The 14,306-nt window shown below is 68.5% G+C and carries 15 protein-coding genes; 5 read left to right on the forward strand and 10 right to left on the reverse strand.

Translation table 11 applies throughout. From position 1 onward, the window contains the following. Positions 1 to 52: 52 nt before the first annotated feature. The 4 genes from rplI to rpsF all read right to left on the reverse strand — a co-directional run bounded on the left by rplI (position 53) and on the right by rpsF (position 1,750). On the reverse strand, positions 53 to 499 hold the full coding sequence (rplI, locus tag ACWD3H_RS02070) for a 50S ribosomal protein L9 (RefSeq protein ID WP_350913669.1): 447 nt from the start codon (positions 497 to 499) through the stop codon (positions 53 to 55). 14 nt (positions 500 to 513) lie between these two features. Beyond that, positions 514 to 750 carry a 30S ribosomal protein S18 gene (gene rpsR, locus ACWD3H_RS02075; RefSeq protein ID WP_012895699.1) on the reverse strand — a complete coding sequence of 79 codons (237 nt, stop codon included), beginning with the start codon at positions 748 to 750 and terminating at the stop codon, positions 514 to 516. A gap of 83 nt (positions 751 to 833) precedes the next feature. Then, positions 834 to 1,382, reverse strand: a complete 549-nt coding sequence (locus ACWD3H_RS02080; RefSeq protein ID WP_355547721.1) for a single-stranded DNA-binding protein — start codon at positions 1,380 to 1,382, stop codon at positions 834 to 836. 77 nt (positions 1,383 to 1,459) lie between these two features. Continuing rightward, positions 1,460 to 1,750 carry a 30S ribosomal protein S6 gene (gene rpsF, locus ACWD3H_RS02085; RefSeq protein WP_030919721.1) on the reverse strand — a complete coding sequence of 97 codons (291 nt, stop codon included), beginning with the start codon at positions 1,748 to 1,750 and terminating at the stop codon, positions 1,460 to 1,462. Positions 1,751 to 2,007: 257 nt separating this feature from the next. On the opposite strand from rpsF, the gene ACWD3H_RS02090 reads away from it, so the two are divergent. Next, positions 2,008 to 2,283, forward strand: a complete 276-nt coding sequence (locus ACWD3H_RS02090) for a hypothetical protein (protein WP_350913674.1) — start codon at positions 2,008 to 2,010, stop codon at positions 2,281 to 2,283. 40 nt (positions 2,284 to 2,323) lie between these two features. Here the strand turns inward: ACWD3H_RS02090 and ACWD3H_RS02095 are convergent, their stop codons facing one another. Continuing rightward, the gene (locus ACWD3H_RS02095; protein ID WP_030919717.1) at positions 2,324 to 2,506 is read right to left on the reverse strand and encodes a hypothetical protein; all 183 of its coding nucleotides are present in this window, start codon (positions 2,504 to 2,506) and stop codon (positions 2,324 to 2,326) included. A gap of 94 nt (positions 2,507 to 2,600) precedes the next feature. On the opposite strand from ACWD3H_RS02095, the gene ACWD3H_RS02100 reads away from it, so the two are divergent. Continuing rightward, complete coding sequence (locus ACWD3H_RS02100) at positions 2,601 to 3,359, forward strand: deoxyribonuclease IV (RefSeq protein ID WP_355547726.1); 759 nt, start codon at positions 2,601 to 2,603, stop codon at positions 3,357 to 3,359. A gap of 95 nt (positions 3,360 to 3,454) precedes the next feature. Here ACWD3H_RS02100 and ACWD3H_RS02105 read toward each other — a convergent pair whose 3' ends face one another. The 3 genes from ACWD3H_RS02105 to ACWD3H_RS02115 are packed head-to-tail and all read right to left on the reverse strand — an operon-like array spanning position 3,455 to position 8,636. Continuing rightward, positions 3,455 to 4,585, reverse strand: a complete 1,131-nt coding sequence (locus tag ACWD3H_RS02105; protein ID WP_451953720.1) for a mannosyltransferase family protein — start codon at positions 4,583 to 4,585, stop codon at positions 3,455 to 3,457. 59 nt (positions 4,586 to 4,644) lie between these two features. Beyond that, on the reverse strand, positions 4,645 to 5,952 hold the full coding sequence (locus ACWD3H_RS02110; RefSeq protein WP_355547732.1) for a glycosyltransferase family 87 protein: 1,308 nt from the start codon (positions 5,950 to 5,952) through the stop codon (positions 4,645 to 4,647). Beyond that, complete coding sequence (locus ACWD3H_RS02115) at positions 5,952 to 8,636, reverse strand: transglycosylase domain-containing protein (protein WP_451953721.1); 2,685 nt, start codon at positions 8,634 to 8,636, stop codon at positions 5,952 to 5,954. Before ACWD3H_RS02115 ends, ACWD3H_RS02110 begins: the two co-directional genes overlap by 1 nt. Positions 8,637 to 9,240: 604 nt before the next feature. Here ACWD3H_RS02115 and ACWD3H_RS02120 point away from each other — a divergent pair. Then, positions 9,241 to 9,909, forward strand: coding sequence for a PadR family transcriptional regulator (locus ACWD3H_RS02120; RefSeq protein WP_355547739.1), 669 nt, complete (start codon positions 9,241 to 9,243; stop codon positions 9,907 to 9,909). 30 nt (positions 9,910 to 9,939) lie between these two features. Continuing rightward, positions 9,940 to 11,019 (forward strand): inositol-3-phosphate synthase, encoded by a 1,080-nt coding sequence (locus ACWD3H_RS02125; protein WP_355547742.1) that lies wholly within the window; start codon positions 9,940 to 9,942, stop codon positions 11,017 to 11,019. A 91-nt stretch (positions 11,020 to 11,110) separates the two neighbouring features. Here ACWD3H_RS02125 and idi read toward each other — a convergent pair whose 3' ends face one another. Continuing rightward, on the reverse strand, positions 11,111 to 11,692 hold the full coding sequence (gene idi / locus ACWD3H_RS02130) for an isopentenyl-diphosphate Delta-isomerase (protein WP_355547745.1): 582 nt from the start codon (positions 11,690 to 11,692) through the stop codon (positions 11,111 to 11,113). 136 nt (positions 11,693 to 11,828) lie between these two features. On the opposite strand from idi, the gene ACWD3H_RS02135 reads away from it, so the two are divergent. Next, positions 11,829 to 13,127 carry an MFS transporter gene (locus tag ACWD3H_RS02135; RefSeq protein ID WP_355547748.1) on the forward strand — a complete coding sequence of 433 codons (1,299 nt, stop codon included), beginning with the start codon at positions 11,829 to 11,831 and terminating at the stop codon, positions 13,125 to 13,127. Here ACWD3H_RS02135 and ACWD3H_RS02140 read toward each other — a convergent pair. Continuing rightward, positions 13,081 to 14,280: an adenosylmethionine--8-amino-7-oxononanoate transaminase gene (locus ACWD3H_RS02140; protein WP_451953722.1), complete on the reverse strand. Its 1,200-nt coding sequence runs from the start codon at positions 14,278 to 14,280 to the stop codon at positions 13,081 to 13,083. The genes ACWD3H_RS02135 and ACWD3H_RS02140 overlap by 47 nt on opposite strands. Positions 14,281 to 14,306: the final 26 nt, after the last annotated feature.

Consider the following 14,306-nt stretch of genomic DNA (forward strand, 5'->3'; position numbering starts at 1 on the left):
AACAAGGGCTCCTCCCCGCGAACGGGGAGGAGCCCTTGTCTCACTGGGCCTCTCAGGCCGCGACGACCTCGACATCGAGGGACGCGGAGACCTCCGGGTGCAGCTTGACGCTGACCCGGTGGGAGCCGAGGCTCTTGATCGCGGAGGCGATCTCGATGCGACGGCGGTCGAGCACGGGGCCACCGGCGGCCTTGACGGCCTCGGCGACGTCACCCGTGGTGATGGAGCCGAAGAGGCGACCGGACTCGCCGGCCTTCGTCTTCAGGACCACCTTCAGTGCCTGCAGCTGGCCGGCGACCTCCTTGGCGGTGCCAAGGTCGCGGATCTCGCGGGCGTCGCGAGCCTTCTTGATCGAGGAGATCTGCTTCTCGCCGCCGCGCGTCCAGAGGATCGCGAAGCCGCGGGGAAGCAGGTAGTTGCGGCCGTAGCCGTCCTTGACCTCGACGATGTCGCCGGGGGCGCCGAGGCCGGTGACCTCACTGGTGAGAATGAGCTTCATCTGTCCGGACCTCCTTAGCGCGCGGTGCTCATGTACGGCAGGAGCGCCATCTCACGAGCGTTCTTGATAGCGGTCGCCACGTCACGCTGGTGCTGGGTGCAGTTGCCAGTCACCCGGCGGGCACGGATCTTGCCGCGGTCGGAGATGAACTTCCGAAGCAGCGCCGTGTCCTTGTAGTCGACGTAGGAGATCTTGTCGTGGCAGAACAGGCAAACCTTCTTCTTGGGCTTGCGCAGTGCCGGCTTGGCCATCGTGGTGCTCCTTTCAGAGCCCCGCCGTCAGGCGGGAATGGTCGCTGCGGATATGGACTGGGATTGCGGGAGGACCGCCGTCCCTAGAAAGGCGGTTCGTCGCTGAAGTCGCCGCCGCCGAAGCCGCCGCCACCCTGCTGCTGGCCGCCGCCCCCGTAGTTGTTGCCGCCGCCGCCGAAGCCGCCACCTTGCGGTGCGGCGGGCGCCGCGGAGGCCCACGGGTCGTTGGCCGGGCCGCCGCCGAAGCCGCCGCCACCGCCCTGACGGGCGGTCTTGTTGACCTTGGCGGTCGCGTTTCTCAGGGAGGGGCCGACCTCGTCGACCTCAACCTCGTAGACCGTGCGCTTCTCGCCTTCCTTGGTCTCGTAAGACCTCTGGCGCAGCCGTCCCTGAACTATGACCCGCATGCCGCGCTGGAGGCTCTCGGCGGCGTTCTCCGCCGCCTGCCGCCACACGTTGCAGGTCAGGAACAGGCCTTCGCCGTCCTTCCACTCGTTGGTCGTCTTGTCGAGGAACCTCGGAGTGGATGCGATGCGGAACCGGGCCACCGCTTGCCCCGTGGGGGTGAAGCGCAGCTCCGGGTCGTCGACGAGGTTGCCGACGATGGTGATCGTGGTGTCGCCTGCTGCCATGGCTAGCGCTGCCCTTCCTGCGGCCTTCGCTGGTTATCGGCTCAGAGTACGGCTGCCGCCCGACAAAATGCCGGGAGTTAGTGCACGTCCGGGCGGAGAACCTTGGTGCGCAGAATTCCCTCGTTGAGGTTCATCTGCCGGTCGAGCTCCTTGACCGTGGCGGGCTCGGCGCTCAGGTCGATGACGGCGTAGATGCCCTCGGGCTTCTTCGCGATGTCGTAGGACAGCCTGCGGCGACCCCACACGTCGACCTTCTCCACGGTGCCGCCGTCGTTGCGGACGACCGTGAGGAACTGGTCGAGGGAAGGGGCGACCGTACGCTCATCGAGCGAGGGGTCAAGAATGACCATCACTTCGTAACGGCGCATGCTGACTTCAACCTCCTCTGGACTCTTGCGGTCACGACACCGTGCCGTGACAGGAGGACGCTGACGTGCTTCACCTCGGGCGCCCATTTCGGCGCTCGGGGTGGAGGGTGGGCGATAACACACCCATTCGACGTAGCCGTGCCAGCCTACCAGTCCGTCAAGGGTTGGGCCGTCGCCTCGCCGGGCACGTCCTGTCGCAGGAGAAAGAGGAGGCGGTGAAGATGCCTCGTGCGTATGGACATGCCCGGAAGAGACCCTTGCGGTTCACGTTGAACACCGACGGGCGTCGTCACAGGATCGAGAACGTGCTGAGCGTCGTCACGATCGGCTGCGGACTGCTCGCCTTCGCCACCGGACTGATCCCCGCCGCGCATGTCGTCGCCTCGTGGGCGGGGGTGCTGGGATTCTGCGGGGGCCTCTACTCGCAGTACGTCTCCGCGACGACGCCGGAGCGCGCGCTGAACATCGTGGGCATCGTGGCCTCGTTCGTCGGTGTGGCCTTCGGCATCTATCACGGGGGTTTCCTCCCGTGAGGCCCCGAATCAGACGAAGGCCACACCGGCGCGGGGGCGGCTAACCATTCAGGCGCAGGTCCACGCCGAGCAGGACGAGGAACCACAGGAAGACCGCCAGCAGAGCCTCGGCGACGTCCTTCAGGAGCGCGGGAGTGATGTAGTCGTACACCCAGGCGACGTAGAGGCCGACCAGGATGTAGATGAGGCCGATGAGACTGATCCCTCTGCGATAGTAGGCCACGTGGACTCCTTGTGTTCGGCCCGTGGGGGTGAGTGGTAGGGCGCGCCCTGCGACTGCCCAGGGCCTCGCCGTTGAAACAGCTAGGCTCGGACACATGCCGCTTATCGGAGCTCATGTCGACCAGGACGACCCGCTGGCGCACGCCAGGGCGCGCGGCGCCGAGGTCGTGCAGTTCTTCCTCGGTGACCCGCAGGGCTGGAAGGGCCCGGTCATCGGCGAGAAGACCCGGGAGATCAAGGACTCGGACGTGGAGGTCTACGTCCACGCCCCCTATGTGATCAATGTGGCGACCGCCAACAACCGGGTCCGCATCCCCAGCCGCAAGCTGCTCGGCTCGCATCTCGCCGCGGCGGCCGAGCTCGGCGCCAGGGGGCTGATCGTCCACGGCGGGCACGTGGGGGCCGGGGACGACCCGCAGAAGGGCTTCGACAACTGGCGCAAGGTGTTCGAGCGCCTGGAGGAGCACCGGATCCCCGTGCTCATCGAGAACACCGCGGGCGGCGGCAACGCGATGGCGCGCAAGCTTGAGCGCATCGCCCGGCTCTGGGACGCGCTCGACGGCTTCGACGTGGGCTTCTGTCTCGACACCTGCCACGCCCACGCGGCCGGCGAGGACCTGGCGGACGTGGTCGAGCGGGTCATGGCGATCACCGGCAGGATCGACCTGATCCACTGCAACGACTCTCGCGACGCCTTCGACTCCGGCGCCGACCGGCACGCGAGCCTCGGAGCGGGTCAGATCGACCCCGAGCTCATCCTGAGCGTGTGCCGGAGCGCGAACGCGCCGATCGTGGTGGAGACGCCCTTCGACGGCCAGGCCGCCGACATCGCCTTCCTCAGATCGAAGCTCTAGCGCGAGGCCTCGGACGGGAGAGTCCGTCCACAGCCTGTGGATAACTTGGTGGGATTACTTTTCCCCGGAAACGGGTAAAGGGCTGCTCCCGGCGCTCAGCCCACCCAGGCACCGTCGGCGAAGATCAGCGCGTTGAGCGCCATCAGCGGGCCCACCACCAGGGCGTAGACGACGATGATCCACCGCCGCCACGGTGCCTGCCCGCCGCTCGCCTTCGCGATCAGGATGAAGAGCGGCCACCACAGCAGCGCCGAGCGCGGAACCGACAGGTAGTAGGCGGAGCAGAGCAGGGCGCCCACCTGAAGTCCCACGTAGACGAACTCGCTCCACCTCCGCAGGTAGAGCAGGACCAGTACGAGCACGACCCCGACGATCGCCCCCGCGATCTCAAGCCGGAACGCCCAGGCGAACCGGCCCTCGCCCATGGCCGAGTTCCAGGTCGTGATCAGCGATTCCCAGGGCCACACCATGTGCCGACCCCAGCCGGCCTCCTGGGCACTCTTCCAGGCCAGCCAGTCGCCGGTGCGGGAGTGCTGGTAGGCGGAGTAGAGCACCAGCGGCACGAACGGGAGCACCAGCCAGCCGGCCTGCCGTACGAGCTGCCGTACGGGCCGCCGCCGGGCGAAGAACTCCACGATCAGCGCCAGGGCCAGGAACAGGCCGGTGATCCGCACGCAGGAGGCGCCCGCCGCCAGGACCGCGGCGAGCGGCCAGCGCCCCCTGCGCGCCGCGAGCCAGGCGGGAACGGCGAAGGCCAGGAAGAGCGACTCGCTGTAGCCCGCGAACAGGAACACCGCCATCGGCCAGAGCAGCAGCGCCAGCACCGCGCGCCGGCCGGTCCCCGGGGGCCCCTCGAACTCGGCCAGCCTGGCGAGCGCCATCATCGCGACGGCACCGGCCACGAAGGAGATCAGCAGCCCGGCGACCGTCCAGTCGCCGACCACGAGGTGCACCGCGCGGAGCGCCAGGGGCATCCCGGGGAAGAAGGCGGGCAGCCCCTTGTCAGGCTCGCTGCCGGGGGCGCCACCGTAACCGTGCTCGGCGATGGTGGCCAGGAGGCTGGCATCCCAGTGCTTCCAGCGCTCCAGGAACGGCGGCGGGACCGCGTCCCCCTCCATCATCGCCTGGGTGCCGACGACGACCAGGGCGACGATTCCCAGCCTGGAGGCCAGCCAGAGCAGCAGCCCTTCCTGCGCGGTATCCCGCGGGGGCTCGACAGGATTCACAAACTGGGATTGTCGCGGATCATCCCGACCGGCCGCCAGACTCACGCCGTTCCCCGGTGCTAGGAGAGCGCGAGCCGGAAACGGTCGGGTGCGCCGTCGAAGACACCGCCCGCCTGGTCGTCGGTCCCGTCCTGGCGGATCACGTCCTTGTCGGGGACGAGGATGTCCCTCACCACGAACGCCATCATGATCAGAATGGTGATCGCGCGGGCCCACACCGCGGTGAAGTAGGTGTCGCCGGCGATGCCCAACGCCTCGTTACCCGGCTGGATACCGACCAGATAGAGCCAGATCGCGAAGAAGTACCAGCACTCGGCGAGCTGCCAGAGCGCGATCGGCTTCCAGTTCGGCCTGGCCAGCACCGCGAAGGGGATCAGCCAGAGCACGTACTGCGGCGACCACACCTTGTTGGTCAGCATGAACGCGGCCAGGGTGAGGAAGCAGAGCTGCATCAGCCGCGGGCGGGTCCTGGCCGTCACGGTGAGCACGGCGATCGCCAGGCAGAACGCGGCGAGGGAGACGATGCCCAGCTTGTCGACGAGTTCGGCGTCACCGAGGATCGGCCACTGCTTCTGGTTGAAGAAGTACCAGAGCGAACCCCAGTCGGCCCCCCGCTCCTGGCTGAAGACGTAGAACCGCTTCCAGCCGTCGAAGGCGAACACCATGATCGGCACATTGACGACCAGCCAGGCTCCCACGACGCCGCCGAGCGTCTTGAGGAACGGCACCCACCTGCCGGTGCGCAGCGTCAGCAGGAACAGCGGGCCGAGGAACATCAGCGGGTAGAACTTGGTGGCGATCGCCAGGCCGAGCAGGATGCCGGCGAGCCACTGCCTCCGCTTCGACCAGGCCAGCAGCGCGCCCAGCGCGAGGGCGTTGGCCGCCAGGTCCCAGTTGATGTACGCGGTGAGGATCAGCCCGGGGGCCAGGGCGTACCAGAGCGCGTCCCAGCGCCTGGCCGGACCGGCCAGCGCGGCCATCAGCAACACACCGACGACCAGGCAGATCGCCATGAGGATGACCGTGAGGTCGTAGAACGCCGTCCCCTGGTCGGTCATGGGGGCGACGATCCGGCGGAAGAACTCCATGATCCCGCCGATGCCGACGGGGTACTCGACCGGGTAGTCGAAATAAGGGATCTTGCCCTCGTTGAGCTTCTCGTTCCACCACAGGGGATAGATGTCGGTGTAACAGAAGTTCGTGAACTGCAGGGTCCCGTCGTTCCACGCCCCGCCGACGCGGCACGGCCACTTCCAGAACCAGGCCAGGATGGCCCCCAGCCCCGCGAACAGGGCCAGGGGCACGTACGGGATGGCCCGGGTGCCGAACTCCGACAGCGGGCGCCGCGACGTCAGGAGATCCTTCATCAGGGGCGTCGTCCGCTCGCGGCGGGTGTCGGCATGATCGCCGCGCCGGGCGCCCCGGGAGCCCCGACCGCGCCGGGGGCGCCGTTCTCGGTGATCTCGCCGTTCGGCGGACCGTCGCCCGAGCCGTCGTTGCCGACGTCGCAGGAACCGTCCCAGGGCAGGCACTCGCGGCCGTCGGGGTTGTCCGGCTCGCCGCCGCCGCCGTCGCTGGGCCAGTCACCGCCACCGTCGCCGCTGTCGGGGAACGGATTGTCGTCCATGGTCGGCGTCGCGGTGGGCGTCGGCTTGGGCGTGGCCAGGTTGCTCTGCGAGCCGGTGTTGGCCCTCGGCGGGAACTGCTGGACCTCGTCCTTGGCGGTCACGGCCTGCATGTAGTCGTGCCAGATCTGGGTCGGGGTGCCACCACCGCCGATGAAGGAGGGCATGGACTCCTCCTTCCAGAGGATCTTCGAATCATCGATCTTGCGGTTCGGCAGGCCGTACTTGTCGACTTTGAGCTTGCGCGTCCCCGCCTTGTTGTAGGGCACGTCCTTGGACATGCCGACCGCGGTGACGACCTGCGGGGTGAAACCGACGAACCAGGCGTCCTTGTAGCCGTTGTTCGTGCCGGTCTTGCCGGCCACCGGCCGCGAGCCGATGTTCGCGGTGGCGCCGGTGCCGCTCTTCACCACGGCCTGGAGCGCGACCGTCGCGTCGGCCGCGGACTCGGGGCTGATGATCTGCCGCACGGTGGCCTGCTCCGCGAGCACCGGGGAGCCGTCGATCTTGGTCACCTTGACGACGGTGTGCCAGTCGGCGTGCTTGCCCTCGTTGGCGAAGATCGAGTAGCCGGCGGCCTGCTCGACCGCGGTGACCGAGGCGCTGCCGATGGTGACCTGGAACTTCTGCTCGTCGACCGCGTAGTCGACCGCGTTCTTGCCGCCGTAGGAGGGGTTGTACTTGGCGGTCTCGCCGACCCCCGCCTCCTTGGCGATCCTCGCCACCTCGGGAAGCGTGACGACCTCACCCATCTGCACGAAGACCGTGTTGACCGAGCTGGCCATGGCCTTGATCATGTCGATCGCCCCGTACGCGGTGTTCCCCGAGTTGCTGATCGGGGTGGTGCCCGGCATCTTGATCGTGGCCATGCCGTCGACGTAGCTGTCGAGCGATCTGCCGCTCTCCAGCCAGGCCGCGAGCACGTAGGGCTTGAACGCCGAGGCCGCCTGCTTGGTGGAGTCGAAGGCGCGGTTGTTGAAGTCGTTGACGAAGTCGTCGCCGCTGTAGAAGGCGAGCACCCGGCCGTTCTTCGGATCCACCGAGGCGACACTGGCGTGGATGGTCGACTCCAGACCGGCGGTGCGGGCCTTCACCGCCTTCTGCGCCTCCTCCATCATCTTCTTGTCGAAGGTGGTGTAGACCTTGAGGCCCTCGGTCTCCAGCTTCTCCTGGGAGATCCCCCGCTGCTTGAGCTCCCGGAAGACGATGTTGAGCATGTAGCCCTTGATCCCCTTGAAGGTCTGCGAGACCTTGACCTTGGCGAACTTCAGGTCATCGAAGGAGCTTCCCGCGTACTTGCCGTACGCGGCGGGGTCGATCTCCGCCATGTTCCTCAGTGCGGCGCCGAAGCGCTCCTTGGTCGCGGCGTAGTTGCCGGCCTTCTCCTGGATGTCGAAGGCGTCCGGGTTCTGGATCCGGCCGGCCAGGTAGGCGCCCTCCTGCGGGGTCAGCTGGCCGATGTTCTTGCCGAAGAACGCCTTCGAGGCGGCCTGGATGCCGTACGCGCCGCGGCCGAAGTAGATGAGGTTGAGGTAGCGCTCAAGGATCTCGTCCTTCTCCAGCGTCTTGCTGATCTTGACGGCGACGAAGATCTCCTTGATCTTGCGCTGTACCGAGACCTCCTGGCTGAGGCCGTCGTAGTAGTTGCGGGCCATCTGCTGGGTGATGGTCGAGGCGCCCTGGAGCTGGGCTCCGCTGACCGTGCTCCACACCGAGCGGGCCATGCCGGTGAAGTCGATGCCGCTGTCGGTGCGGAAGCTCTTGTTCTCCAGGGCGATCACCGCGTCCTGGACGTGCTTGGGAATCTGGCTGATCTTCACCGGGGTGCGCTTGACGCCGAGGCGCGCGATCGGGGTCTTCTTGTCCCGGTAGTAGATCACGCTGCCCTGGTCGTTCACGCTGTCCTGCGCGGTCTCGGGGATCGGCGTGTTGGCGTAGGCCACCGCGATCATGCCGAAGACACCGGCGCTGAGGACCACGAAGCTGGCCATCACGATCTTCCAGTTGGGCAGGAAGCGCGTCCACCGCCTGGCCTTGGGCTCGTCCTCGCCGTCGCCGTCGCCGTCGCCGGGACCGTACCCCCCAGGGCCCCCCGGGCCGCCCGGACCCTCTGGACCCCCCTGGCCTCCGGGACCGCCCGCGCCACGCCCGGCGCGGCGTCTGCGCACGCCACCCTCACCGGACCTCGAACCGGCTCCCGCCTGGGCGGCGAGCATCGCCTGGGTGTCCTCGAACGCGGCCTCGGCCCGGCGGCCTGTCGGGTCGGTGTCACGGCGACGGAGCTCACCGCCCCGCTGCTCTGGCTCGCGCGGGGGCATCCCGCCCGGAGCGCCCGCGTCCCGCCGGGGCTGGGCACCCGGGTGCTGGGGCGCGCCGCCGGCGTAGGGCATCCCGCCGGGCATCCCGCCGGGCTGGGGCATCATCATGGTCCGGTTGTCGGTCCCCGCGCCCTGTGGCGGCCGGCCTTGCTGCTGTTCCCAGCTCGCGCCGCCGGTTTGAGAGTTTTGCGAAGGGGGAACTGCACGGGGAGCGGCTCCTGGGCCTGAGCGACGGCGCCGCCCCTGACGAGCCGACCCGTCGGCGCCCTCCTGGCGCCCGTTCGGCTCCGGGTCATTGCTGTGGCTGTAACTCACGCGTCCTCGTTCGGTCATCGGGGTCTACGACGGCGTGCTGGCGGGCGAGACTACCTCCTGATCACCGGAGATCTCGCCGCCTTGGCTCACTGGTAGCCGGCCCATTCGGGTGGATCTCCGTTCCCGAGGACGAACGAGATCGTCAGCTGGTTTCGACAACAACCTTGGCAGACCTCTCCCACGTTGACGCGGGATTCCCCGTATTGGAAAGCGGTCCACGCCGCGCGGGGGCTGTGCCCCATTGCCGCCTGTTGTGACCACATAGGCGCCAGACTACGGCTTTTTGTTGTTTGCTCCCAACCTCTTGGGAAAGTCGCTGATTGCAGGGTTATGTTGAATGGACGTATCCTGCGGATGTATCGGCTCGATACATCGACACGAGAGGTGGTGGTTTCCGGTGGCCGGCGGACGTGGCGGGGTGCTGGAGCTGGCCGTGCTCGGGTCGTTGCACGAGACCCCGCTCCACGGCTACGAGCTGCGCAAACGGCTCAACGCTCTGCTCGGCATGTTCCGGGCCTTCTCCTACGGCTCGCTCTATCCGTGCCTCCGCCAGTTGCTCACCGACGGACTGATCATCGAAGACGGCGATGCCGCCGCGGCCAACGCCGACAGCCCCATCGCGCTCCCCGGCCGCCGTTCGAAGATCGTCTACCGGCTGACCGCGGAGGGCAAAGAGCGCCTGCACGAGCTGCTCACCCAGGCCGGCCCTTCGGCCTGGGAGGACGAGAGCTTCGGTGTGCACTTCGCCTTCTTCAGACACACCGAGGCGGAGGTGCGCCTGCGCATCCTCGAAGGCCGGCGCAGCCGGCTCGAGGAACGCCTGGACGGCGTGCGCACGGCACTGGCCCGCACCCGTGAGCGGCTGGACAGCTACACCCTTGAGCTCCAGCGTCACGGTCTGGAGTCGGTCGAACGCGAAGTGCGCTGGTTGAATGAGCTGATCGCCACCGAACGGCGAGCGTCGCCGCCGGACGAGGAGCAGCGATCCGCGCGGGAGGAAACGTCCCGGGCGCCCGAGCCCGGAGCGGGCACGACGGGGCGGCCTGCCACCCCGGAAGACAACTGACCACCAAAGAACAAAAGGGGAGCGAGTGCCATGGGTTCGGTGCGCGTAGCCATTGTCGGTGTAGGCAACTGCGCCACGTCGCTCGTACAGGGCGTGCACTACTACCGGGACGCCGACCCCGGTGCCCGGGTGCCGGGCCTGATGCACGTCAAGTTCGGCGACTACCACGTCGGCGACGTCGAGTTCGTCGCGGCGTTCGACGTCGATGCCAAGAAGGTCGGCCGCGACCTGTCCGAGGCGATCGTGGCCTCGGAGAACAACACGATCAAGATCTGCGACGTACCGCCGCTGGGCGTCACGGTGCAGCGCGGCCACACCTTCGACGGTCTGGGCGAGTACTACCGGGAGATGGTCGAGGAGTCGGACGAGACTCCGGTCGACGTCGTTCAGGTCCTCAAGGACAGCAAGGTCGACGTGCTCGTCTCCTACCTGCCGGTGGGCTCGGAGGATGCCGACCGCTTCTACGCCCAGTGCGCCCTCGACGCGAAGGTCGCGTTCGTCAACGCGCTGCCGGTGTTCATCGCCTCCGACCCCACCTGGGCCCAGAAGTTCGTCGACGCCGGCGTCCCGATCGTCGGTGACGACATCAAGTCACAGGTCGGGGCGACGATCACGCACCGCGTGATGGCCAAGCTGTTCGAGGACCGCGGCGTCGAGCTGCTCCGCACGTACCAGCTGAACTTCGGCGGCAACATGGACTTCATGAACATGCTGGAGCGCAAGCGCCTGCAGTCCAAGAAGATCTCCAAGACCCAGTCGGTCACCTCGCAGATCCCGCACGAGATGCGGAAGGCCGACGTGCACATCGGTCCTTCCGACCACGTGCCGTGGCTCGACGACCGCAAGTGGGCGTACGTGCGCCTGGAGGGCAGGTCCTTCGGCGACACACCCCTCAACCTGGAGTACAAGCTGGAGGTCTGGGACTCCCCCAACTCCGCCGGCATCATCATCGACGCGGTCCGCGCCGCCAAGATCGCCCTTGACCGGGGCGTCTCGGGGCCGATCCTGTCGGCCTCCTCGTACTTCATGAAGTCCCCGCCGGAGCAGTACTCCGACGACGAGGCGCGCGAGTACGTGGAGAAGTTCATCCGCGGCGAGGTCGAGCGCTGACCGATCGGCGCCCGCTCACGGCGAGAGCCCCCGACCCGGGTGAACGGGTCGGGGGCTCTCGCCATATGAGGATCGCCGGCGGGCTCCCGCGTCAGCGGGCGGCGGGTGGGAGGTCGGCGGGGTCGGCGGCCCGCCAGGCGAGCGGGTCCGCGCCAAGCTCGATCAGCTGGGGGACCTGCTCGCGGCACCACGGGGAGATCGCCAGGCGGTCGCCGAGCACCCCGTCGGTGAACTCCTTCCACGGCATCCAGCGCACGTCCTCGACCTCGTCGGGGTTGGGCACGGCCTCGGAGGCGGCGATCACCCGGTAGACCGGGCACAACTCCCGCTCCACGATGCCGCTGTCCATGACCGCGCGATAGGAGAAGCGCGGCAGAAGCAGGTCGACCTGGCCGGCCGCGAGGCCCAGCTCGTGGGAGAGCCTGCGGGTCACCGCCGCGGCGAGCGGCTCGCCCGGCAGGGGGTGGCCGCAACAGCTGTTGGTCCACACCCCCGGCCAAGTGATCTTGTGCAGTGCGCGTCGGGACAGCAGAACCTGCCCCTGCTCGTCGAACACGTAACTGGAGAAGGCCAGGTGGAGAGGGGTGTCGGGACCGTGCACCGTGGCCTTGGCCGCCGTGCCGATCGCGTTCCCCGCACTGTCGACGAGCACAACGTGTTCATCAGGTGTCACTCGACCGAGGGTACGTGATCATGTTGGTTTACCGCGCCCCACTTGACGATACGTAGGTAAAGGTCGGTAATGCTCACCCGTACATTCAGGGATGTTCCCGATGCCCATCGGGGTCGGTCCCCCATAGGCTGAGCGGGTGTCTTTCATATCCGACCTACGTGTGGTCCTGGAAGGTCGGGACTTCCGGAGGCTGTACGGGACCCGCCTCGTCTCGCAGTTCTCCGACGGGATCTTCCAGTTCGCCGTGGCCGGATTCGCGTTCTTCAGCCCGGAGAAGAGCACGAGCGCGGTGGAGATCGCCGCCGGCCTGGCCGTGCTGCTGCTGCCGTACTCGATCCTGGGCCCCTTCGCCGGGGTGTTCATCGACCGCTGGTCACGACGGCAGATCCTGGTCATCGCGCCGCTGGTCCGCGGGACACTGCTGCTCGCGGCCGCGGCGCTGGTCGCCGCGGACGCCCCTGACGCGATCTTCTACGCCGCCGCGCTCGGCGTGCTCGGGGTGAACCGGTTCTTCCTGGCCGCGCTGGGAGCCTCGCTCCCGCACGTCGTGCCGGCCGACCGGCTGATGGTCGCCAACGCGGTCACCCCGACCTCGGGAACCGTGCTCACCTTCGTGGGCGTGGGCGCCGGCTACCTGCTCCGAGCGATCTTCGGCTCCGACCACCGGGGGACGGCGGTGCTGCTGGTCGTCTCCGGCCTCATCTTCGGGCTCAGCGCGCTCATCGCCAGGACCATGGACCGACGGCTGCTCGGCCCCGCCTACGATCCCAATCGCCCGCAGGCCCGCGAGGCGGTGCGCCACGTGCTGAGCGGCCTGATCGACGGCGCACGGCACCTGGTACGCCACCGGGCCGCCGCCGCGGCGATGGGCGCGATGACCACCCACCGGTTCGTCTACGGCATGTGCACGGCGATGCTCGTGATGCTGTCGCGCTACTACTTCGCCGAGAACGCCGAGGACGCGCTGAACGCGGTCTCCGTCGTGGTCGCCACCTCCGGGCTCGGCTACTTCCTGGCCATCCTGATCACCCCCTGGGCCACCGAGCGCTTCGGCATCGAGCGGTGGGTTCCGGCCATGCTGGTCACCGCCGGGGTGCTGACGTTCGCACTCTGCGTGCCGTTCCAGCAGTGGGGGTTCGCAGCCGCGGGCCTCGTGCTCGGCATCGCCGGGCAGAGCATCAAGATCTGCGCGGACACCGCGGTCCAGCGGGACGTCGAGGACGCCTATCTGGGCCGGGCCTTCTCCATCTACGACATGCTCTTCAACGGCAGCTATGTGCTGGCCGCCGCCCTGGCCGCGGCGCTGCTCCCGGCGGACGGCAGATCGACGCTCGTGCTGGTGGTCATCGCCGCCGGATACCTCGCGGGCGCGGTGGCATACCGGGCCGTCACGCCTGCCCGAGTGATCGAGCCGCTGCCGTCATCGCCGTCGTGACCGTCTCCAGGTCATCGTCGCCGATCGAGTAGGGCGGCATCGCATAGAGCAGGCGGCCGAACGGGCGGAGCCAGACGCCGTGCCGCATGACGACGTCCTGGACGGCGGGGACGTCGACGGGCTCGCGGGTCTCGATCACCCCGATCGCGCCGAGGACCCGCACCTGACGCACACCCGGCGCCTCCGCGGCCCCCGCCAGGCCCGCGCGGAGACCGGCCTCGATCCGGCGGACCTCCTCGCGCCACGGGCGTTCCTCCAGGAGATCCAGCGAGGCGTTCGCGACCGCCGTGGCCAGCGGGTTGCCCATGAAGGTCGGCCCGTGCATCAGCACCCCGACACCCCGGGCCACCCGCTCGGTGCACAGCGTCGCGGCCAGCGACAGGTAACCGCCGGTCAACGCCTTGCCCAGGCACATGATGTCGGGCCTGATCCCGGCGTGGTCGCAGCCGAACAGCTCTCCGGTCCTGCCGAATCCGGTGGCGATCTCGTCGGCGATCAGCAGGACGCCGTGCTCGTCGGCCAGCTCGCGGAGCAGGCGCAGGTAGGCCGGGTGGTAGAAGTGCATGCCGCCCGCCCCCTGGACCACCGGCTCCACGATGATCGCGGCCAGTTCATGGGCGTGCCTGGCGAGAAGGTCCGCCAGCCGGGCCGCGTAGGCCTCGTCGTACTCGCGCGGCGGCCGGTCGGCGAACACGTGTTCGGGCAGCACACCGGAGAACAGGTGGTGCATGCCGTTGACCGGGTCGCAGACCGACATCGCCCCGAAGGTGTCGCCGTGGTAGCCGCCCCTGACCGTGAGCAGCCTGCTCCTGCCGGTGAGCTGGAACGCCATTTTGATCGCCACCTCGACGGCGACCGACCCCGAGTCGGCGAGGAACACCTTCGGCAGACCGGTCATGGCGGCGAGCCTGCGGGCCAGCCGCACGGCGGGCTCGTGGGTGAGCCCGCCGAACATGACGTGCGCCATGTCCTCCAGCTGGTCCCGCAGCGCCCGGTTGAGCTCGGGGTGGTTGTAGCCGTGGATGGCCGCCCACCACGACGACATGCCGTCGACGAGCTCGCGCCCGTCGGCGAGCGTCAGCCGCACCCCCTCCGCGCGGGAGACCACGTGCGGCGCCACCGGCTGGGGCACGGCCGCGTAGGGGTGCCACACGTGCTCCCGGTCGAGTGCGGCGACAT

This window comes from Streptosporangium sp. NPDC002607, from assembly GCF_053592655.1.